General features: G+C 68.0%; 18 protein-coding genes. 6 read left to right on the forward strand and 12 right to left on the reverse strand.

Annotation, left to right across the window (positions count from 1 at the left end):
• Positions 1-335: 335 nt before the first annotated feature.
• A complete protein-coding gene (pip, locus tag Q0053_RS09255; protein WP_298099168.1) occupies positions 336-1,331 on the reverse strand; it encodes a prolyl aminopeptidase in 996 nt (331 codons plus the stop codon).
• Between the two features lie 24 nt (positions 1,332-1,355).
• The gene (locus tag Q0053_RS09260; protein WP_298099171.1) at positions 1,356-1,727 is read right to left on the reverse strand and encodes a DUF423 domain-containing protein; all 372 of its coding nucleotides are present in this window, start codon (positions 1,725-1,727) and stop codon (positions 1,356-1,358) included.
• On the opposite strand from Q0053_RS09260, the gene Q0053_RS09265 reads away from it, so the two are divergent.
• The gene (locus Q0053_RS09265) at positions 1,726-2,955 is read left to right on the forward strand and encodes an MFS transporter (RefSeq protein ID WP_367276683.1); all 1,230 of its coding nucleotides are present in this window, start codon (positions 1,726-1,728) and stop codon (positions 2,953-2,955) included. The genes Q0053_RS09260 and Q0053_RS09265 overlap by 2 nt on opposite strands.
• Here Q0053_RS09265 and Q0053_RS09270 read toward each other — a convergent pair.
• From Q0053_RS09270 to Q0053_RS09280, 3 genes are all read right to left on the reverse strand, one after another.
• On the reverse strand, positions 2,919-3,515 hold the full coding sequence (locus tag Q0053_RS09270) for a hypothetical protein (protein ID WP_298099174.1): 597 nt from the start codon (positions 3,513-3,515) through the stop codon (positions 2,919-2,921). The genes Q0053_RS09265 and Q0053_RS09270 overlap by 37 nt on opposite strands.
• Positions 3,516-3,629: 114 nt before the next feature.
• Complete coding sequence (locus Q0053_RS09275) at positions 3,630-6,005, reverse strand: tipN (RefSeq protein WP_298099176.1); 2,376 nt, start codon at positions 6,003-6,005, stop codon at positions 3,630-3,632.
• 270 nt (positions 6,006-6,275) lie between these two features.
• Entirely contained in the window at positions 6,276-6,620 is a 345-nt protein-coding gene (locus Q0053_RS09280; protein WP_298099178.1) for a hypothetical protein, read from the reverse strand.
• A gap of 33 nt (positions 6,621-6,653) precedes the next feature.
• Here Q0053_RS09280 and Q0053_RS09285 point away from each other — a divergent pair, with 33 nt between their 5' ends.
• Positions 6,654-8,135, forward strand: a complete 1,482-nt coding sequence (locus Q0053_RS09285) for a phospholipase D-like domain-containing protein (RefSeq protein ID WP_298099180.1) — start codon at positions 6,654-6,656, stop codon at positions 8,133-8,135.
• Here the strand turns inward: Q0053_RS09285 and Q0053_RS09290 are convergent.
• The 5 genes from Q0053_RS09290 to folD form a co-directional block, all read right to left on the reverse strand.
• Complete coding sequence (locus Q0053_RS09290) at positions 8,107-8,844, reverse strand: endonuclease/exonuclease/phosphatase family protein (protein WP_298099182.1); 738 nt, start codon at positions 8,842-8,844, stop codon at positions 8,107-8,109. The two genes, Q0053_RS09285 and Q0053_RS09290, sit on opposite strands and share 29 nt — an antisense overlap.
• A gap of 82 nt (positions 8,845-8,926) precedes the next feature.
• Positions 8,927-9,619 carry a TPM domain-containing protein gene (locus Q0053_RS09295; protein WP_298099184.1) on the reverse strand — a complete coding sequence of 231 codons (693 nt, stop codon included), beginning with the start codon at positions 9,617-9,619 and terminating at the stop codon, positions 8,927-8,929.
• The gene (locus Q0053_RS09300) at positions 9,613-10,440 is read right to left on the reverse strand and encodes a TPM domain-containing protein (protein WP_298099186.1); all 828 of its coding nucleotides are present in this window, start codon (positions 10,438-10,440) and stop codon (positions 9,613-9,615) included. The genes Q0053_RS09295 and Q0053_RS09300 overlap by 7 nt, the downstream gene beginning before the upstream one ends.
• The gene (locus Q0053_RS09305; protein ID WP_298099188.1) at positions 10,437-11,120 is read right to left on the reverse strand and encodes a LemA family protein; all 684 of its coding nucleotides are present in this window, start codon (positions 11,118-11,120) and stop codon (positions 10,437-10,439) included. The genes Q0053_RS09300 and Q0053_RS09305 overlap by 4 nt, the downstream gene beginning before the upstream one ends.
• Before the next feature lie 52 nt (positions 11,121-11,172).
• A complete protein-coding gene (folD, locus tag Q0053_RS09310; RefSeq protein ID WP_298099190.1) occupies positions 11,173-12,096 on the reverse strand; it encodes a bifunctional methylenetetrahydrofolate dehydrogenase/methenyltetrahydrofolate cyclohydrolase FolD in 924 nt (307 codons plus the stop codon).
• Positions 12,097-12,194: 98 nt separating this feature from the next.
• Here folD and Q0053_RS09315 point away from each other — a divergent pair, with 98 nt between their 5' ends.
• Both Q0053_RS09315 and fni read left to right on the forward strand, forming a co-directional pair.
• Positions 12,195-14,018 carry a PPC domain-containing protein gene (locus tag Q0053_RS09315; RefSeq protein WP_298099192.1) on the forward strand — a complete coding sequence of 608 codons (1,824 nt, stop codon included), beginning with the start codon at positions 12,195-12,197 and terminating at the stop codon, positions 14,016-14,018.
• Between the two features lie 33 nt (positions 14,019-14,051).
• Positions 14,052-15,080 (forward strand): type 2 isopentenyl-diphosphate Delta-isomerase, encoded by a 1,029-nt coding sequence (gene fni, locus Q0053_RS09320; protein ID WP_298099194.1) that lies wholly within the window; start codon positions 14,052-14,054, stop codon positions 15,078-15,080.
• Positions 15,081-15,525: 445 nt separating this feature from the next.
• On the opposite strand, the gene hutH is transcribed toward fni, so the two are convergent.
• Entirely contained in the window at positions 15,526-17,055 is a 1,530-nt protein-coding gene (hutH, locus tag Q0053_RS09325) for a histidine ammonia-lyase (protein WP_298099196.1), read from the reverse strand.
• Between the two features lie 169 nt (positions 17,056-17,224).
• A complete protein-coding gene (gene hutU / locus Q0053_RS09330; protein WP_298099198.1) occupies positions 17,225-18,895 on the reverse strand; it encodes a urocanate hydratase in 1,671 nt (556 codons plus the stop codon).
• 300 nt (positions 18,896-19,195) lie between these two features.
• Here hutU and Q0053_RS09335 point away from each other — a divergent pair, with 300 nt between their 5' ends.
• Complete coding sequence (locus tag Q0053_RS09335) at positions 19,196-20,083, forward strand: agmatinase family protein (protein ID WP_298099200.1); 888 nt, start codon at positions 19,196-19,198, stop codon at positions 20,081-20,083.
• Entirely contained in the window at positions 20,080-21,297 is a 1,218-nt protein-coding gene (hutI, locus tag Q0053_RS09340; protein WP_298099202.1) for an imidazolonepropionase, read from the forward strand. The genes Q0053_RS09335 and hutI overlap by 4 nt, the downstream gene beginning before the upstream one ends.
• Positions 21,298-21,299: the final 2 nt, after the last annotated feature.

A 21,299-nucleotide genomic window follows, 5' to 3' on the forward strand; every position in this document is an offset into this window, starting at 1 on the left:
ATGTCGGCGGGCTGTGGTCGAGCGATGAAGCCCGGGGGACGGATACTCCGGGGGTCCTCGCAGGGGTCGATGGATGGCTCCTGTTTGCTCGCCGCGCGCTTCCCGCGCGGACCGCTGGCACCTGTCGCCATGTCCGCCGCGCGTCGGCGCCCGCAAGGGCGAAGGCGTGATCCGGTCAGGTCCGAACTCAGGGCCACTACCCGGAAGGCGCGTGGAAAACGGCTGCGCGGGGCGATCTGTCTCGTCGAAACGGTAAATCTACAACAGCACCGGGCGAGGCCCGGCCGCCCCGCGCCCTCCCCAACCTCCGGCGACTCTCCGCCGGGGGCGACGACTCACGTCCGGTCTTTGAAAACCTGGAGTCCTGCGGCCCAGTCCGTGGCCCGCACCAGACTGTCCACGATACCCGGCTCGCTCGAGGCGTGGCCGGCGTCCCGGATGATATCCAGCTTTGCCTCGGGCCAGGCCCGGTGCAGGGCCCAGGCGCTGGCGATCGGGGTCACCACATCGAACCGGCCCTGGGCGATCCAGCAGGGAATGTGTTTGATCCGGCTGACGTTTTTGAGCAGCCAGCCCTCTTCGGGAAAGAAGCCGCCGTTCATGAAATACCAGCATTCGATCCGGGCGAAGGCGACGGCGAACTCGGGTTCGGCGAACTTTTCCGGTCGGGCGTCGGGGCCCTCGACACTGACCGTCTCGCCCTCCCAGCTCGACCAGGCCACGGCACACCGCTCGCGCTCGGCCTTGTCGTCGCCGATCAGCCGCTTGTAGTAGGCCCCCATAAGGTCATGACGCTCGTCTGCCGGGATGGGTGCGACGAACCGCTCCCAGGCGTCCGGGAAGATGTTCGAGGCCCCGTCCTGATAGAACCAGTGCAGCTCTGGCCGGGTCAGCAGGAAGATGCCCCGCAGCAGCAGGGCCGTGACCCGTTCGGGATGGGTGATGGCATAGGCCATAGCCAAGGTTGAACCCCAACTGCCGCCGAACACGACCCATTTGTCGATACCCAGCAGTTCGCGAAGGCGTTCGATGTCCTCGATCAGCGTCCAGGTCGTGTTGTCTTCCAGCGACGCATTCGGCCGGCTCTGGCCGCAGCCCCGCTGGTCAAACATGACGACCCGGTAGCGGGCCGGATCAAAATAGCGCCGCATGCCGGGATTGACCGCACCCCCGGGTCCGCCGTGCAGCACGACGACCGGAAGGCCCTGCGGATTGCCGGATTCCTCATAGTAGATCTCGTGTACGCCGTCGGTCGCCATGAAGCCTGAGGCATAGGGCTCGATCTCGCGGAACAGGTCGCGACGCGGGGCGTCGGGCGCGGGGAAGGCCATGGGGGTGATCGGACTCTCTGCTCGTCAGGCGACTGTGGACGCCGACCGCAATGCGGCAACCAGCACCAAAAGCCAAGCCGCGATCATGAGCACGCCCCCGACCGGTGCGACGGCGCCCATGATCGGAAGGCCCAGCAGACCGATCGCTGCCAGGGACAGGCAAAAGACCATGCCGCCCCCTGCCGCCAGCCAGCCTGCCAGGCCGACCAGCCGGCTGCGGCCCGGCCAGATCGCACAGACCAGCGCGAGGACGGCATGAACCATCTGGTAGTGGCCGCCGGTCGTCAGCAGGGCCTTGACCTCGGGAGCCGCCCCATGGGCTGCAAACGCCCCGATCAGGACGGCGAGGGCTCCATTCAGCGCCGCAAAGGCCGTCAGACTGCGAGTCGCGTTCATGCCGCAGACGGTAGCCGACAGAATCCCGCGCGTCTGCTATGCGCCGACCATGACCGCCGCCCAGCGCATGGCCCTGCAATATGTGTTGCTCTTCGGTGCCACAGGCGTGAGTCTCCCGTTTGCAGGCCTTTGGCTCAGCGCCCAGGGGCTGACCGGGGCCCAGGTCGGAGCCGTTCTGGCGGCACCGATGCTGGCGCGACTTGTCACCGGACCGCTGCTGGCGGTCTGGGCCGACGGCTTCCGGCTCAGGCGCACGCCGATCGCCCTGCTCGGTCTGGTCATGGCGCTGGGCTATGGCCTCGCGGGGCTCGCTGACGGTTTCGCCGCGCGCGCCGCCGGCTGGTTCATCGGCGCCACCGCCATGGGGGCGCTGGTGCCCCTGACGGATGTCATGACCCTGCGTCTGGCCTCCCGTCTCGGTTTCACCTTTGCCCTGCCCCGGGGCCTGGGCTCCACCGCCTTCGTCGTCGCCAATATCGGCATGGGCGTGCTTCTGCTGGCGACACCGGTCGACGCCATCATTGTCTGGATCGTGGCCGCGTCCATCGCCTTCGCCGCCGCCGCTGTCCTGGCCTTGCCGCCGGAGCCCGTGGCGGACGGTGCGCCGCTGCTCGGCCGCGAGCGGTTCCGGGGACTGGGCCGCCTGCTCGTTGATCCGGTCTTCCTGATCACCATATTCGCCGTCGGGGCCGTCCAGGCCGCCCATGCCTTCCAGTACGGCTTCTCCGCCCTTCTGTGGAAGGCGCAGGGCATCAGCGAGGCCGTGACCGGCCAGCTCTGGGCCTTCGGTGTCGTGGTCGAGATCGCGCTGATGTGGTTGTTCGAGCCCTGGCGTCGCCGGATCGGCATCGGGCCCTGGAGCCTGCTGATGGTCGGCTCGGCCGCGGCCATCCTGCGCTGGAGCGTCATGGCCCTGGCCCCGCCGCTCTGGCTGCTCTGGCCCCTGCAGGCGCTGCACGCCCTGACCTTCGCCGCGACCTTCCTCGCCGGGGTCCAGCTGGTCGAACGCCTCTCGCCTCGGGGCACCCACACCGCGGCACAGACGCTCAGCTCAGTCCTGTCCGCAGGTGTGTTGATCGGCCTCGCAACCGCCGTCTCGGGCCCGTTGTACGATCGCTTCGGTGCCGGCGGCTATTGGGCGATGGCGGCCCTCTCAGGGGCAGGCCTGCTGGCTGCCATCCCGCTACGCGGTCAGTTGGCGCGGGACCGGGGCAATGGCGACATGTGACGGGCCATGGCCTGGGCGGCGGCCTTGACCGCCCGCTGCACCGCTCCGTCTGTCTCATGCTCGGGCGCGCGCAGCAGCCCGATCGCCGGCGTGTCCGGCCCGTCCGGCAGGCCAGACAGGACGCGATACAGCAGATAACTGCCGGCATCCTCCTCGGACTCGGAACTCGCGGCCGCGGCCAGTCCGGCTTCGTTCAGCGCCCGGACAATCTCAGCGACAGGGGCGGTTGCCCGCGCCATTCCCGGCCCGAAGCCATCCAGCCGGCCGCCGTCCAGTGACCGGTTTTCTGCCCGGATCTGGAGTCGAAAGGCGTCACTGCGCCGCGTGCGTCCCACCAGCAGCAGGCCACGGCAGTTTCGGTCACTGAGATGGACGGAGAGGGTCGTTGCGAGGGCCTCGGGCTCGCCGGCAGCCACCGCAAGGGTCCGCGCGCCGACCGGACTCCACGGCCTGCCCGACAGGTCCTCCACCGGATCCCAGCCGGCTTCATCAAGGTCCCAGGCGCAGATGACGAGCGCCGGCCGATAGTCCGGGGCGGCCTCATCCGATGGCTCAAGCATGACCGGCCTGTGTATGACGGAAACGTGACAGTGACTGCTACGGTGTCGCTACCCACGGTCCGGCGTCAAGGCGCAATCACCGTCGGAGAGGTCAAGGAGCGTGAAATTCACGCTTCAGGCGAGATCGCCGACAGCAGCATCCAGCAGCATGAAGGCCCGTCCGCCCGCCGAAGTCAGGCGGCCCAGAATCCCGGCTCCGTCGTTTGCGGCGGCCCGGGTCGCAAGGTCGCGTGAGAAGCCACGAACAAAGGCCTCGGCGTCTGCGCGCAGATCCGGATCGGTGAGGACCCGACGCGAGACGCTTCGCACAGCCGCCGGTGCGACCCGACGAACAATCTGTCGTGCCCGATCCGGATCGCGCCCGGCCAATGCGTGTGCCGCTTCTTCGACCCGGGAGCGGGGCAGGAGGGCGTTGGGATCGACGCCCATCCGCCGGATCGCCGCCATGATCCGCTCTTCCAGCGCCTCCGACGACTCTGTGGGCATGGCGGGCGTATCGAGATCCTGCGGGGGGGCACCGGGACCGTCGTCGACCAGATCATTCCAGTCCAGCCCGTCGCTGGCCAGGGTGTCCGCTCCTGCCATGGGTTCCAGCTTGAGCCGTCCGCGAAGTCCCGACGGGCGCGGTTCGTCGCCTCTGGCCTTGGGCAAGCGCCCGGCATCGGAACCGGCGGGGTCTGTCCCGGTGGCCGGCACCGGCTCGCGCCGTCGCAGGACGGGTGCGTCGCCCGATACCACGCCCATGAGCCGGACCGCCTCGGTCAGCATGTCATAGTTGCGCCGCACCCGCTCCTGGAAGCCGACATCGAGCGCCTCGGTGTCTGCGGCGGCCTTCCGCGAGGCAGCGGCCAGGGCGTCGAGGCCTTCCTCCACGGAGGCGCGGACAGCCTCGACCCGCTTCTGGGTTTCCTCAGGCAGACGGGCCGCGCGTTCATCCAGGTCCCCGATCGTTTCATCGATACGGGTGAGGGCAGAGGTCATCCGCTCCACCGTCAGTTCGAGGCGCTCCAGCGCCCGGTCCCCGGCGACATCGACCAGCCCGGTAGTCTCGATGACAATCTTGCGAGCCGAGTCGATACGGGCGTCTGCCGCCTGGTCGGCTTTCTGGGCTGCGTCGAACAAGGCCTCGCCCAGGCGTTCGGCGCGAATCCGGGCCTGTTCAGCCGCATGACTCGCGGCCTCGCGGGACTCCTCGGCCGTTGCCTGCAGCGCGTTGAGAGCGGAGCGGGTTTCCTCGACCAGGACGTCCCGGGCCTCAGCGGCCAGGGCTTCAAACCGGTCCAGGGCCATTTTTGTCGCTGCGTCGAAGCCATCGGCTTCCCGTTGGGACATCTCGACAAGGGCCCTGAATTGGTCAGTTGCCGCCTCGACCAGATCCTTGATGCTTTCAGTCGTCCGGGAAGAGGTTGCGCCCAGTTCCCCCGCAGCGGACCGGGCCGCAGAAAGCTGTTCGCTAAGCTGCGCCCGCTGGCTCTCGACCTGGGCAGAGAAGTCTTCCTGATCGGTCCGCAGGGCATAGGCGGCGGTAACGAGGGCAGCACGCTGCTGGCCCAGGCCTTCTTCGACCGACTGGATCTGTTCGGTGACCCCCGACCCCGCATTCTCCAGCCGCAAGGTCTGGCGCGCCAGGTCGTCGGCGGCGACCCGGGCAGCGTCCTGGGCTTCATTCGCGGCAGCGGCGAGGTCGGCAGCCCGGGCCGCGAGTGCAGCCTCCGCTTCCCGGAGCTGGGTTTGTGCGAGGTCGGAGGCGTCAACCACCATCCGGGACTGCCGCTCGACGGCCTCGATCACGCCGGACGCCTGGCTGTCCATACGCGTGGCCAGAACCTGCATTCTCTCGCGCTCATTGCCCAGCTGTTCAGCGAGGCGACGCGCGGTGCCGCCGGCCGTTTCTGCGGCCTCGTTCAGGCGGGTCGTTTCCTGAAACAAAGCCTCACGCAGCATGGCCATATCGTTGCGAGCCCGCTCGGCCGCCAGTGACGCCTGGTCAATCTCGTTACGCAGAGCGTGCAATACGTCTCCAGTTTGCCGGGCGGCCAGCGCGGTCGGGGCGATCAGGGCTTCTGAAAGCTCACGGGCGCGGCGGGTCTCGACGACCAGGCCAGAGCCCTGGCGAACCGCGTGGGCCAGCATTATGGCCATACCGGCCGGGGCCAATGCGATCAGTGCATAGACGGCGAGGCGAAGCGGCTCCAACTCGACGGCACCCGAACCCACCTCGAATGCAAGCCAGGCGGCAATCCCGCCGATCCAGAGCGCCGAGGCCACGCCGGCGACTACATAAGCATTGCGCCCGGACGGGGCGGAACCTTCGCGACCCGACTGCAGGGCCGGTGCAGGTGGAGACTGGTAGGTGACCGGGGTCGCGTCCGACGACACGGCGAGCTCGGGCAGAACTGCCTGCGCTGCGGCGCGTTCGGCCTCTGCCAGAGCCATTTCCCCGGCGCGACGTTGCTCATCCGCGAGACGCCTCCGCCGGCGTTCTGACATGGAACGTTCTGCGTATCCGGCTGGTGGGCGGTCCGGTGCAAAACCATCGTCGAAGGGCTCAACGCGCGGCTCGGGGACCATTGCCTCCGGCTCCGGTTCGGTCAGGTTCATGGCGGGCCGTTGACGGGGTGGTTTCATGAAGAGGCGATCTCGTCACAGGACGCATCGATAGCGGACACGCAAGAGGACGTTGGGACCCTAACGGGTCATTCGCGGCGCGCAAAGTCAGTGCTGAATGATTTCGGGGACAGCTGAGGCCCTGAAGGGAGGTCAGCAGTCCTGTTTGCGTTCGGTCGAAGCTGTAAGCGCCGGGACGGAAGGGCTTTCGCTGCAGTCCCGGACGCGATGGATTTCACGTTGAGGTGCTTGCCGTGGATCCAGGTCGACCCCGAACTGCGACAGGGCCGCGGCCGCAAGCATGGCGACGAACCCGGCGATAAACTCGATCAGCGCCTGCATCGCCGATCTCCCCTGTTCGAACGGCCCGACGTTTATGCCCTCAAAACCGCGTTCGAACAATCCCGCGCCGCATGAACAAAGCGTCACCATTGACCGGGTGTAGCCGTGCATGGAACGGAAGTTGGGGGTGCCGCCGTTTTGGAAACCGGCGCGCATACCGCCGTCACGCGAATCGGCCAGACCTGCGGCATGAATGAACCGGGCAAAGACCAGACCGCCAGCCTTCTGATCCCGGGCCGGAATTGCTGGCGGGTCGAGACAGCGGACCGTTTCGCGGTTCTCATGGAAAACTCGGCCTTTTTTGACGCCTTGCGATCAGCGCTGGGCAGGGCGCGCCGCTCGATTGTTATTCTGGGCTGGCAGTTCGATCCCCGAACGCGGCTGGACCCGGAGAGCGCCGACGACGATCCTCTGGCACAGATCGGGCACCAACTGCTGATGCTGGCGAAAGCCCGGCCGGAGCTGGATATCCGGCTACTGATCTGGAAATCGCCACTGCTGATCGCGGCATCGCAGGATTTCTATCCCCACAGGGCCCGGGCTTGGTTCAACAGGCGAATGGTCGAGTTCCGGCTCGATCCGCCGCCGGCCTTGGGTGCCTGTCACCACCAGAAGGTCATCATCATTGATGACGCCGTAGCCTTCTGTGGTGGTGGCGATATCTCCACCGATCGGTGGGATTCCGAGGAGCATCTGGACAGTGACCCACGTCGCTCCCAACCGTCCGGACTGATCCCGCCGCCCCGCCACGAGGTCATGGCAGTCCTCGACGGTCCCGCCGCGCGGGCGCTGGGCGATCTGGCGCGGGAACGCTGGTTCCGGGCCACCGGTGAGCGGATCCGTGTCGATGAAGCGGACGGCGATCCCTGGCCCGCCGGTGTGCAGCCTGATCTGCGCGGGGTGCCCGTCGGCATCGTCCGTACCGAGCCGTCGGCCGGCGGTCGTGCTGAGGTCCGGGAGAATGAGGCGCTTCACCTGGACGCCATCCGCCGGGCGAAACATCTCATCTATATGGAAAACCAGTATTTCACCTCGCCCGTCCTGGCCGCCGCACTGGCGGCCAGGCTCGCGGAGCAGGAGGGGCCTGAGGTCATACTGGTCTCGACCGGAACCAGTCCGAGCTGGTTCGACCGGATCACTATGGATACGGCCCGTTCGGAGGTTCTGTTTCGACTGGAACAGGCTGACCGGCACAGTCGATTCTTCGCCTTCACGCCTCAAACCCGCGAGGGCGCGCGGATTATCGTGCACGCCAAGGTCTCGATCTATGATGACGCAATACTGCGCATCGGCTCGACGAATCTGAACAACCGCTCGTTCGGCTTCGACACCGAGTGCGATGTCGCCGCGGAACCCGCGGATGCGGCGGGCCGGGCGGCTATCCAACGGTTTCGTCATCGCACCATCGGGCACTGGATCGGCGTCCCAGGCGAGACCTTCGGTGTGACTGAAGCCGATACAGGATCGGTAGGAGCCGCGATCCACCGCTTCGATACGGGCCGGATGAAGGTACTGGGCGCGACGCGGCCGTCACGAACAGAGCGCATCATCGCTGAGTTCCAGCTGGGAGACCCGACCTCGACCCGGGACGCCTTCCGCCCCTGGAAACGGCGTAGCCGCTCGCATCGCAGCCTGCCGGCACCTAAAGAGCCTTTAGCTCGAAATCGATGACCAGGGGCAGGTGGTCCGACGCCATGCGGGCGAGAGGTGAAAACGGCGCGCTCACCGCCGTGACCAACACCTCCGGGCTGGTGAAACAGTGGTCGATCCGGATGGCCGGAAAGCTGGACGGAAATGTCTTGATCGTAGGCTTCAGCCCCAGACTGCGCTGGCAGTCGGCCAGGTGTCGGGTGAGTGTCTGGTAAGGCCGCGTGACCGAGGTCGCGTTGAAGTCGCCGGTCAACAGCGTGGGCCCGACACAGTCCGGATGGCCCAGCCATTCTGGTCCCACCAGTGCGGCTGCCTGCAGGCGTTGTTCCCGGGGAACGAGGCCGAGGTGGGTGTTGATGACATTGACCCGGATGCCATCGAGGTCGATCGCTGCCCACAGGGCACCGCGGGGCTCCAGCCCCGGTACGCCCCGGATGGTGGGGAGTGATCCGGACTTCACCAACCGCTCGGGCCTGAGGGTCAGGACGGCGTCGCCATACTGTTCGGCCTCAACCTTCATCGCGGCGTTGAAATGGAAGGTCATGGCCAGGCCGTCAGCGATGGACCGGGCCTGGTCGACATGGCCGGTGCGGGCGCGGCCGACATCGAGCTCCTGGAGACAGACAATGTCCGGCTCATGCTCGGCGATGACACCCACGATCCGGGCCACATCGAGCTTGCGATCGACGCCGACGCAGCGATGCACATTGTAGGTCAGCAGACGGGGCATGATGTCCTGAAAACGGGCCGGTCGGCCGTCCGGCCCATACCACGGGTAATGCGACACCAAAGCGTCGCCGGACATCCCGGGTTCAAATCAGGACCAGTCGATCCCCGAGCTCGTTGGGGTTCGTTGTCCGCGGCGGGAAATGTTCTGCAAGAACGTCGCTGCAAAGACCGATCGCGGCCTCGAAACCGCCGGCCGGGTCGCCGTTCTTCATTCTCAGGGCCAGCGCCTCTACCGCGTCGCCCCAGACGGCCTGGTCGACCTTGCTGTGGATGCCCTCATCGGCGACGATTTCGACCTGGTGATCGGACAGGGCCGCGAAGATCAGAACGCCCGTCCGGTCCTGGGTAGTGTGCAGGCCGTGAGCGAGGAACTGTTCCATGGCGGCGCGGCGCACCCGGGCCCGGCGAATGCTGCGCGGTGTCACAAGGCGACGAACGCCAGGGATCGAGGTCAGCAGCAGAGCGATCACGAACACGACGGACTGGACCAGGGCGAAGGCGGCCAGGGACTGACCCACAACGACATCGGTGGACGACAGATGCGCAGCCTGCCAGCCGTCTCCCAGGCCTGGAAACCAGGCCGGATCAAAACCGAGCGGGATAAGGCCGAGCGGCAGAAGCAGGGCCGCCGCAGCCGCCCAGCCGAGTGAGATATCGCGATAGGATGAGACCTGCCGCGCCAGCACACAGAAGATTTCGCCCGAGGTTCTGACCTCGGCCGCCGCGATCGCGTCGCCGATACGGCCCTGAACCTGGGGTGTCAGCTTGATCACCATCCGCCGGACGCTCCTCCGCCACCGAAACTGCCGCCGCCGCCGCCAAACCCACCACCGCCGCCGAAGCCGCCACCACTGCTGCTGCCGCCGCCGCCATTCTCCCGGGTCGACGCCAAGGCCGCTGCCCAGAGCAGGGTGTGCAGAACGCTGCCGGCGCGTCTGCGTCCGCGCCCCCCAGCGCCGCCGATCATGGCCAGAAGCAGCAGCAGGAAGATCACGCCGATGGGCGAAATGATGCCCAGCGGGGCCGCTGAACTCGGCCGTTCCGCCGCCGCAGCCCGCGCTTGCGCCTCCGCAGGGTCCAGCCTCAGTTGCCGATCAATGGCATCAACGCCCTGTTCGATGCCGCGCTCGAAATCGCCCTCGCGAAAGGCGGGCAGAATCTCGTTCTGGATGATCAGGGCCGACAGGGCATCGGTCAGCACGGGTTCGAGCCCATAGCCGACCTCGATCCTGACCTTGCGTTCGCGGGGCGCGACGATGAGCAGGACGCCGTTGTTCTTCTCGGCCTGACCGATGCCCCAGGCCCGGCCCAGCTGATACCCGTAGTCCTCGATCTCATAGCCCTGGAGATCGGGCACGGTGACGACGACGACCTGATCGCTTGTGTCCCGTTCCAGCGCCTCCAGCCTTGTGGCCAGCGCCAGTTCCCCGGCGTCGGAGACCAGATCGCCGTGATCGATGACGCGCCCGTTCAGGGGCGGAAAGGTTGGACCGGCGGCGAGGGCCGGAGCGACCGCTGCCAGCCAGACAGCGGCCAGCAGTGCCGCGATCAGCCCTGCGGCCCGGATCACACTGTCAGTCTGAAGCGTGCGGATCACTGCGCCGCCGGTGCCGCGGGCGGAGCCGAGCCGGGTGCCGAGCCGGGTGCCGCAGCGCCGGGCCCTGCCGGGTTCAGGGCGTCGAAATTCACGCCCGGAGCCGATTGAGCCGCCTCGGTGGCCGAGAACAGCTGCATCGGCTCTGATCCGCCGTGAAGGGTGTTGGCCCAGATCACCGTCGGGAAGGTCCGCAGCGTGGTGTTGTAGTCCTGCACGGCCTCATTGTAGTCGCGCCGGGCGATGGCGATGCGGTTCTCGGTGCCCTCCAGCTGCGACTGCAGGGCGATGAAATTCTGGTTCGACTTGAGGTCCGGGTAGCGTTCGACGACCAGCAGCAGCCGCGACAGCGCCTGGGAAAGCTGGCCCTGGGCGGCCTGGTAGCGCTGGAAAGCGGCAGGGTCGTTCAGCGTCTCCGGCGTGACCGTCGCGCCGGTCGCCTGGGCCCGGGCTTCGATGACCTGTGTCAGGGTGGTGCGCTCGGCGATGGCTGCACCCTGCACGGTGGCCACGAGGTTCGGCACCAGATCGGCGCGGCGCTGGTACTGCGACTGGACATCGGCCCAGCGGGCCTTGGCGGCCTCTTCCTTGGTCGGAATGGCATTGATCCCGCAGCCCGCGACAGCGGGGGTCAGGATCACAACGGCTGCGAGGGCCGAAACACGGGGTGAGAAGCGGATCATCGACGTCTCCTGACTGGCCAGGATCCGACTATCGGTGTTCAGCGGCGAGGGTTCAAGCGTCGAGGCGTTCGGGCATGACACCGACCGAGCGACAGGCGGCGGAGTAGGTGTTGGCCAGAAGGCAGGCGATGGTCATCGGCCCGACCCCTCCGGGCACCGGTGTGATGCGCCCGGCGACCCCGGTCGCCTCTGTGAAGGCGACGTCGCCGACCAGCCGTGTCTTGCCCTCGGCGGCCTTGACCGGGTCGCGCGACGGCACACGGTTGATGCCGACGTCGATCACGGTCGCGCCGGGCTTGATCCAGTCGCCGCGGACCATTTCAGGCCGTCCGACTGCAGCGACCAGAATGTCAGCGGTGCGGCAGAGGGCCGGGAGGTCGCGGGTCCGGGAGTGGGCGACGGTGACTGTGCAGCTCTCGGCCAGCAGCAGTTGCGCCATCGGCTTGCCGACGATGTTGGAGCGCCCGACGATGACAGCGTTCAGCCCGGACAGGTCGCCCAGTTCGGCCTTCAGCAGCATCAGGCAGCCCAGCGGGGTACAGGGGACCAGGCCCGGCAGGCCCACGGCCAGTCGGCCGGCGTTGACGACGTGAAACCCGTCCACGTCCTTGTCCGGGTCAATGGCGTCGAGCACGGTCGCGGCGTCGATATGGCCGGGCAGGGGGAGCTGAACGAGGATTCCGTGGATGCCGCCGTCAGCGTTCAGCGCAGCGATCAGGGCCAGCAGGTCGGCCTGTGAGGTCCCGGCGGAGAGCCGATGGGTGTCGGACCGCATGCCGGCGCGTTGGGTCGTTTCACCCTTGTTGCGGACATAGACCTGACTGGCGGGGTCGTCTCCGACGATGATGACGGCCAGGCCGGGCTTGACGCCATGGGTCGATTCCAGCCGTGCCGAGGCGGCGGCGACGCGCTCGACCAGTCCGGCTGCGAAGGCCTTTCCGTCGATCAGGGTCGCGCAGGCGGGGTCGGCCGTCATGGATTTCGGCTCCGGATATCGGGAATCGTGTGGTCGCCGCGATTTACAGACGCCATGGTTCGGCGTCTATGATCGGAGTCGCATTCAAGGGGATATCCATGCGCCGTCATACCATTCTCGCCGCCGTCAGCCTGCTGGCCCTGTCGATTGCAGCGCCGGCCCTGGCCCAGCGCGCGGAGACCCTGGCTCCCGGTCGCACCGTTGAGGGTCAGATCGCGGACGGCGACGGCACGGCGGCTGACGGGGCCTATCGCTATGACGATTACCTGATCCGGGCCCGCGCCGGACAAAGGCTCGAGGCGGTCATGCGCGCCGACAACTTCGACGCCTACCTTGAGGTCTTCCGCCAGGGCGAAGGCGAGGTGATCGCCAGCGATGATGACGGTCTGGGCGAAGGCACCAATTCGAGGCTTCGTTTCACAGCCGATCGCGCCGGAACCTATGTGCTTCGTGCCCGGACGCTGGCGGGTATCGAGGGCGGTGCCTATTCGCTCGCCCTGAACCAGCGGCCGCGGGCCGGCCGTCCGGGCCGTCCGGCGGCCATCCGGATCGGCCAGTCCGTCCAGGGTGCATTGAGCGCGGGCGATCCGGAGAGCGAAGACGGTCTGTCCTACGATGCCTATACGTTCCGGGCCCTTGCGGGCGAGCGGTTTGCCATTGACCTGACTTCAGACGCCTTCGATCCCGTGGTCCGGGTCGGCCAGACGCGGGACGGCGAGTTCATCGAACTGGCCATGAATGACGATACGCTGGAGACGGGCCTGAACTCTAGGCTGATCTTCACGGCGGCGGAGGCAGGCGACTACGTTATCCGGGCCACACCGCTGGGTCAGGGTGCCGAGGGGGCCTATACACTGGCGCTGGCGCAGGGGCCGGAACTGCCCGCCGCCGAGCCGATCGCGTTCGGCAGCCCGGTCGAAGGCGCGCTGACGGAGAGCGACGGCAAGGGCGTGGGCGACGCCACGGCCGATACCTACCGGTTCGACGGCCAGGAGGGCCAGCGCATCCGGATCGACATGAGCTCCGAGTCTTTCGACACCTATGTCGAGCTGTTCGACGCCAACCGTGTCAGCCTGGCGCAGGACGATGACGGGGCCGCCGGCACCAATTCGCGGCTGACCTTCACCCTGCCTTCAACCGGCGTCTATTTCATCGAGGCGCGGGCCTTCTCCGAGGCGACGGGGGCCTATTCGCTGTCGGTCTCCGAGGTCGAGCCGGAAAAGGCACCCGAGACGCTGGCCTTCGGTTCACCGATCGAGGGCGAGATCAGTGAAACGGACGCCAGGGATGGTGACGATCGCGGCTTTGACGCCTTCGCCTTCAGCGGCGTCGCGGGCCAGCGGGTGCAGGCGATCATGCGGTCCGGTGATTTCGACACCTTCGTTCAGGTCGGCCGGGCGGGGACGGAGTTCGAGGCCCTGGCCTCCGACGACGACGGTCTGGGCGAGGGGACGGACTCGCGGCTCAGCTACACCCTGCCGGAAGACGGTGACTATGTGCTGCGGGTTTCGCCGCTGGGGTCGGAAGGAGAGGGCCTCTACGCCCTGGAGCTGAAGGACCGGGGGCCGCAGCCGATGCCGGGCAGTGTGCTGGTCGGGGCCACGGCGCGCGGCCTGCTGACCGAAGCCGACGCCACGGCTGAGGACAACAGCTTTTACGACGCCTACCATGTGACGCTGAAGGCGAATGAGAAGCTGCTGATCACCATGGTCTCCAATGAGGTCGACAGCCTGCTCGTTGTCGGTCAGGTGCAGGAGGACGGGTCGTTTGAAGCGCTGGAGTCGGATGACGACAGCCTGTCGGATACCCATGCCAAGCTGGAATGGACCGTGCCGGCGGACGGGGTCTATGAGTTCCGCGCCGGGACATTCCAGCAGGGGCAGACCGGGGCCTATGCGTTGAATGTCGAGAAGCAGCCCTGAGCGCCCGCCCGGGTGCTGGATGACGCGCAGGGTATGCCGGTGCCCGATATCGTGAACCGCAAGGATCAGCACCTCGACGTCATCCTTGCGGGAATGGCGAGGCATGGTCTTGGCAATGGCTTCGCGGAGGTTCGCTTCGTGCACGAAGCCTTGCCTGATCTGGATCACGGCAAGATCGACCTCGGTACCGATTTCCTTGGCCGGCGGTTGAGGGCCCCGCTGTTGATCAGTTCGATGACCGGCGGCCCGGCCCGGGCCGAGGCGATCAATGCCCGGCTGGCCGAGGCGGCGCAGCATCTGGGCATTGCCCTGGCGGTCGGGTCACAGCGGACGGCGCTGGCCGCGGACGGCGCAACCCCGGGGCTGGATATGGCGCTGCGGCTCAAGGCACCCGATACGCCGATCCTCGCCAATATCGGCGCGGCCCAGCTGACCCGCGGTTTCGGCGTCGACGAGGCCCGGCGGGTGCTGGACATGATCGCGGCCGATGCCCTGATCGTCCATCTGAACCCGTTGCAGGAGGCCTGCCAGCCCGAGGGCGACCGCGACTGGTGGGGCGTCGGCGCAGCCCTGGAGGCGCTGGTCAAGGCGCTGGACGCCCCGGTGGTGGTCAAGGAGACCGGGGCCGGTCTGTCGGCGGCCACGGCCAGACGCTTGTTCGCCATGGGCGTGACAGCCGTGGATGTGGCCGGGGCCGGCGGCTCCAACTGGGCCATGGTCGAGGGCGCGCGGGCCGAGGACGAGAGCGACAAGGTCCATGCCGCGGCCTTCGCCGACTGGGGTATTCCGACGGCAAGAGCCATTGCCGAAATCCGGGCGGCGTGTCCGGGTGGGGGCATCATCGGCTCCGGCGGAATCCGCGACGGTGTCGAGGCGGCCAAGGCTATTCGGCTGGGTGCCGACATGGTCGGTCAGGCGGCGGGGGTCCTGACGGCGGCCACGATCTCGACCGAAGCGGTCGTCGCGCATTTCCAGACCGTGATCCGCCAGATGCGGACCGTCTGCTTCTGCACCGGCTCGGCCAATCTGACCGCCTTGCGCAAGGCACCGCTGCAGGCCTGACGCGCCGCCGGTGAGGGGCGGAAAGACACTGTTTCAGCCGAAAAATTGCGTCGTATTTTTCGGCGACGGCAGGGGTGTGCCTTCGGCCTTGGTGGACAGGCCTCTTTGCGGTCCTGTCGGAAGATTTCAGCGTGTCAAAGACCGCGCCCGTGGGCGTTGGAGCATTGATACATGTGGCTGCGTCGATTTCGGTCGTGGGCAGGGCGGGGCTGCGAATTCGGCCGTCCCGGAGGGGTCGAAAGGGACGTTTCGGGGTTCAAAGGGACGGGAAGATGGGGGGCGAGAATACACTGTTCCGCTATCGTCATTCCGGGCGGAGCGCAGCGGAGACCCGGAACCCAGCGGCGCGCAGGGCGCGAACTTGCCGGGAGCGCGGCTGGACAGGTCGCCTTCGGCGCCGCTGGGTTCCGGCCTTCGCCGGAATGACGATAGCGGGTGGCGGGGACTACGCCGACGGCAGCAAATCCCCCGCAAACATCCGGTAGCGGCCTGCCCGCACCCCATCCGTCGCGCGGGCGATGTCCGGCGCGAAATAGTGGTCGGAGCCGTAGGCGGCGGCGGCCTCGCGGACGATGGCCCAGACCTTTTCCAGATCGGGCGACGAGGTCAGGGGGCGGTGGAATTCCAGTCCCTGGGCGGCGGCCAGCAGTTCGATGCCGACCACGGCGGCGGTGTTCTCGGCCATGTCCAGCAGGCGCCGCGCACCGTGGGTGGCCATGGAGACGTGGTCCTCCTGGTTGGCCGAGGTCGGGACGGTGTCGATGCTGCACGGATGGGCGACCATCCGGTTCTCGGCGACCAGCGCCGCGGCGGTGACCTGGGCGATCATGAAGCCGGAGTTGAGGCCGCTCTCCTTCACGAGGAATGCCGGCAGTTCACTCATCTTCGGATCGACGAGGATGGAGGTGCGGCGTTCGGAGATATTGCCGATCTCGCACAGGGCCATGGCGATCATGTCGGCGGCGAAGGCGACGGGCTCGGCGTGGAAATTGCCGCCCGAGATGACATCGCCGTCCTCGATGAAGACCAGCGGATTGTCGGTGACGGCATTGGCCTCGCGCTCGAGTGTGGCCGCGGCGTTGCGCAGCACGTCCAGCACCGCCCCCATGACCTGGGGCTGGCAGCGCAGGGAGTAGGGGTCCTGCACCTTGTGGCAGCCCTCGCGGTGGCTGTCGCGGATGGCCGAGCCGGCCATCAGGGCGCGCAGGCGGGCGGCGACGGCGATCTGGCCGGGCTGGCCGCGCAGGGCGTGGATGCGGGCGTCGAACGGGGCGTCGGAACCCTTGAGCGCATCGACCGACAGGGCCCCGGCGGCGATGCCGGCGGCGAAGGCGGCCTCGGCCGCAAACAGGCCGGCGAGTGCCAGGGCGGTCGAGCACTGGGTGCCGTTGAGGAGGGCCAGGCCCTCCTTGGGCCCGAGTACCAATGGCTTGAGGCCGACGCGGGCGAGGGCGTCCTCGGCGGACAGGGTTTCGCCCTTGTGGCGGGCCTCGCCGACGCCGATCAGGACGCAGGACATATGGGCCAGCGGGGCGAGGTCGCCCGAGGCGCCGACCGAGCCCTTGGACGGGATACATGGCAGGATGTCGGCATTGACCAGGGCGATCAGGGCTTCGAGCGTCCCGCGCCGGATGCCGGAGGCCCCCTTGGACAGACTGGCGATCTTCAACACCATCAGCAGGCGGGTGACGTTGTCGGGCAGCAGGGCCCCGACGCCGCAGGCGTGGCTGAGGACGAGGTTCTTCTGCAGGGTCTCGAGATCCTCGGTGGCGATGGAGGTGTTGGCCAGCAGGCCGAAGCCGGTGTTGACCCCATAGACGGTGCGCCCCTCGGCCACGATGGCGGCGACCACAGCCGCGCCCCGCTCGACGGCGGTCCAGGCGGCGGGGGCGAGGGAAACGCTGGTCGGGCCTTCGATGACCGTGCGCAACTGATTGAGAGTCAGCGGGCTGGAGCCGATTGTGATCTGGGTCATGGAGGGTTCGCTCAAAACTTTCGTCATTCCGGGGCGCTCGTCAGAGCGACCCCGGAACCCAGCGGCGCCCGGAGGGCGAAAGGGTGGAAATGCGTTCGTCCAGCGGTGTTTCGCCGCTGTCGCGGCGCCGCTGGGTCCCGGCCTTCGCCGGGATGACGAAAGCGGAAAATCACTTCAAGCCCGGGAGGTTGAGGCCGTTCTCACGCGCCGCCGCCTTCGCGATCTCATAGCCCGCATCCGCGTGGCGCATCACGCCCGTCGCCGGGTCGTTCCACAGCACGCGTTCGAGACGTTTCGCCGCTTCCGGCGTGCCGTCGGCGACGATGACCACGCCGGAGTGCTGCGAATAGCCCATGCCCACGCCGCCGCCGTGATGCAGGGAGACCCAGCTGGCGCCCGAAGCCGTGTTCAGCAGGGCGTTCAGCAGGGGCCAGTCGGAGACGGCGTCAGAGCCGTCCATCATGGCCTCGGTCTCGCGGTTGGGGCTGGCGACCGAGCCGCTGTCGAGGTGGTCGCGGCCGATGACGATGGGGCCGCTGAGCTCGCCCGAGGCGACCATGTCATTGAACATCAGGCCGGCGCGGTGGCGGTCGCCGAGGCCGATCCAGCAGATGCGGGCGGGCAGGCCCTGGAAGGCGATGCGCTCGCCCGCCATGTCGAGCCAGCGGTGCAGGCCGGCGTTGTCTGGGAACAGCGTCTTCATCGCCGCATCGGTCTTGCGGATATCCTCCGGATCGCCGGTCAGGGCGGCCCAGCGGAAGGGGCCGATGCCGCGGCAAAACAGGGGGCGGATATAGGCGGGCACGAAGCCGGGGAAGTCGAAGGCCTTCTCCACACCGGCATCGAAGGCGACCTGGCGGATGTTGTTGCCATAGTCGGTGACGGGGATGCCCATGGCCTGGAAATCCAGCATGGCCTGAACATGGTCAACGATTGATTTCGTCGCCGCTGCGGTCACGGCGGCGGGGTCGGAGACGCGCTTGTCCTCCCATTCGGCCACGGTCCAGCCGGCCGGCAGATAGCCATTGACCAGATCGTGGGCGCTGGTCTGGTCGGTCACCATATCCGGGCGGATGCCGCGCCTGACCATTTCAGGCAATACATCAGCCGCATTGGCTAACAGACCGACGGATATGGGTTTGTTTCCTTTGCGGCCCTGTTCGATCAGGGCCAGGGCCTCGTCGAGGCTTTCGGCCATGACGTCGAGATAGCGGGTGCGCAAACGCATCTCGATGCGGCTGCGCTGGCATTCGATGGCGAGGCAGGAGGCCCCGGCCATGGTCGCCGCCAGCGTCTGGGCCCCGCCCATGCCGCCGAGGCCGGCGGTCAGGATCCATTTGCCGGACCAGTCGCCGCCATAGTGCTGGCGTCCGGCCTCCATGAAGGTCTCATAGGTGCCTTGAACAATGCCCTGGGTGCCGATGTAGATCCAGGAGCCGGCCGTCATCTGGCCGTACATCATCAGGCCCTTGCGATCGAGTTCGCTGAAATGCTCCCAGGTCGCCCATCGGGGCACCAGGTTGGAGTTGGCGATCAGCACGCGCGGGGCGTCGGCATGGGTGCGGAACACCCCGACCGGCTTGCCCGACTGGACCAGCAGGGTCTGGTCGGCCTCGAGGTTGCGCAGCTCGGTCACGATGCGATCGAAAGACGGCCAGTCGCGCGCGGCCTTGCCGATGCCGCCATAGACCACGAGGTCCTCGGGGCGCTCGGCCACCTCGGGATCGAGGTTGTTCATCAGCATGCGCAGGGCGGCCTCGGCGGCCCAGGTCTTCGCCGTCATCTCCGGGCCCCGGGGGCTGCGGATGACGCGGGTGTTCGGGGTCTGTTGAGTCGTCATGGGAGCGTTCTAGCGCCTTCTCCCCGCGAGGGAGAAGCCATCGGCCCCTTGTCATCCCGGAATCGCCGAAGGCGATATCCGGGACGGCTTGCGATGCTGCGTGCTCCTCCCGGAAGCCGCCAAGCGGCTGTCCGGGAGAAGGGTGGGGATGTGTCCGGCTGTCTCCCGGCTCAGCCCTGAAGGGCTGTCCGGGAGTATGGAGGTGTGCGCGCGGCCCGTCCCGGCTCTTCGCTTCGCTTCGGCCGGGATGACAAGGACGGCGGCCTTCTCCCGTGCGGTAAGAAGGGGTTATGTGGGCGGATGACAGACTCAGAAGCCCTTCGCTGGACCAGTCTCGCCGACCTCGTCGGACACCATCCCGACGCCCCCGTCGCCCTGATCGGCGCGGGATTGAACGAGCGGTCGCTGACGCCGGGGCGATGTGACCTCGGGCCGAAGGCGTTCCGGGCCGTGCTGCCGCGGTTCTCGACCTATGATGTCGAGACCGGAGAGACGCTGGATGTCCCGGTGCATGACGCGGGCGATCTGGCGCTGAAGGCGGTCACCCCGGCTGACGCCTTCGGGCCCGTGCGCGATGCGGTGGCGGCACAGGCGAGGCGCGGGCTGACGGTGCTGATCGGCGGCAACAACGCCATCACCCGGCCGGGTGTGCACGGCCTCGGCCTGGCGCGGACGGGGCTGCTGACGCTGGACGCCCATTTCGACCTGCGTGACACCGACCAGGGCCTGACCAACGGCAATCCGGTGCAGGCGCTGCTGGAGGACGGGCTGGCGGGCGAGCGGATCAGCCAGATCGGCCTGGCACCCTTCGCCAACACCTGGCGGGCGCATGAAAAGGCGAAGGCGGCGGGGATTTCGGTGCGAACGGCGCGGGAATGCCGCGACGCAGGGCTGGCGTTGGTGGTCGCTCAGGAGCTGGAGCGGCTATCGGGGCTGTGTGAGGTCATCTATGTCGATTTCGACATCGATGTGATCGACCGCAGCCAGTGGCCCGCCTCGCCGGGCGCGCGGCCGGGCGGGGTGTCCGTGCAGGACTTCTTCGAGGCGACGCGGGTGATCGGAGCGCATCCGAAGGTGCGGGCGGTGGACCTGACCGAATATGACCCGTCGCTGGAGATCGGCGACCTCGGCTCGCTGACGGCGGGGCGGTGGTTCTGCGAACTGCTGGCGGGGTTTCAGGGGCGATGAGCCGCGCGGACAGGCTGATCACCGACTGCCGCCTCGCCACCATGGCTGAGGGCGGTTCGGCCTATGGCGCGATCGAGGACGGGGCGCTGCTGGTGCGGGACGGGCGGATTGTCTGGGCCGGGGCGCGGGGCGACCTGCCGGCGCATGAGGCGGCCACCATCGACCGGCTGGGCGGGCGCTGGGTCACGCCGGGGCTGGTCGACTGCCATACCCATCTGGTGTTCGGCGGCGACCGCTCGGGCGAGTTCGAACAGCGGCTGGGCGGGGCCACCTATGAGGAGATCGCGCGCGCCGGGGGCGGCATCGTGTCCTCCGTGGCCGCGACGCGGGCAGCGTCGGAGGATGCGCTCCATGCGTCAGCGGTCGCGCGGCTGGCCGGGCTGAAGGCGACGGGGGTCACCACGGTCGAGATCAAGTCGGGCTACGGGCTGGATCAGGACAGCGAGCTGAAGATGCTGCGTGTCGCGCGGCGGATCGGGCGCGAGGCGGGGGTGCGGGTGCGCACCAGCTATCTGGGCCTGCACGCCGTGCCACCGGAGTGGAAGACGGACCGGGGGCGGTATGTCGATCTGGCGGTGGACCAGATCCTGCCCGCCGCCCATGCCGAGGGGCTGGTCGATGCCGTCGACGCCTATTGCGAGCCGATTGCCTTCTCGACCGAAGAGGTCGCGCGGCTGTTCGACAGGGCGAAGGCGCTGGGCCTGCCGGTCAAGCTGCACGCGGACCAGCTGTCGGACGGCGGCGGGGCGGCGCTGGCGGCGAGATATGGTGCGCTGTCGGCGGACCATGTCGAACACACGAACGCGGCCGGGGTGCAGGCGATGGCGGCGGCGGGGGTGGTTGCGGTGCTGTTGCCGGGGGCCTGGCTGATGCTGCGCGAGACCGTGCTTCCGCCGATCGATCCGTTCCGGCGGCACGGGGTCGCGATGGCGGTGGCGACGGACTGCAATCCGGGCACCTCGCCGGTCGCCTCGATGACGGCGGCGATCAATCTGGCCTGCGTCCAGTTCCGCCTGACGCCCGAAGAGGCGCTGGCCGGGGCGACGCGGATCGCGGCGCGGGCGCTGGGGCTGGAAGCCGAGGTCGGCACGCTGGAGGCCGGCAAGGCCGCCGATCTGGCGGTCTGGGACATCGAACGGCCGGCTGAGCTGGCCTACTGGCTGGGCAAGCCTCTGCTGGCGAAGCGGATGGTGGCCGGGGTCTGGGACGTCTGAGG

Origin of the sequence: Brevundimonas sp. (genome assembly GCF_027487935.1) — a bacterium.
Taxonomy (GTDB): domain Bacteria; phylum Pseudomonadota; class Alphaproteobacteria; order Caulobacterales; family Caulobacteraceae; genus Brevundimonas.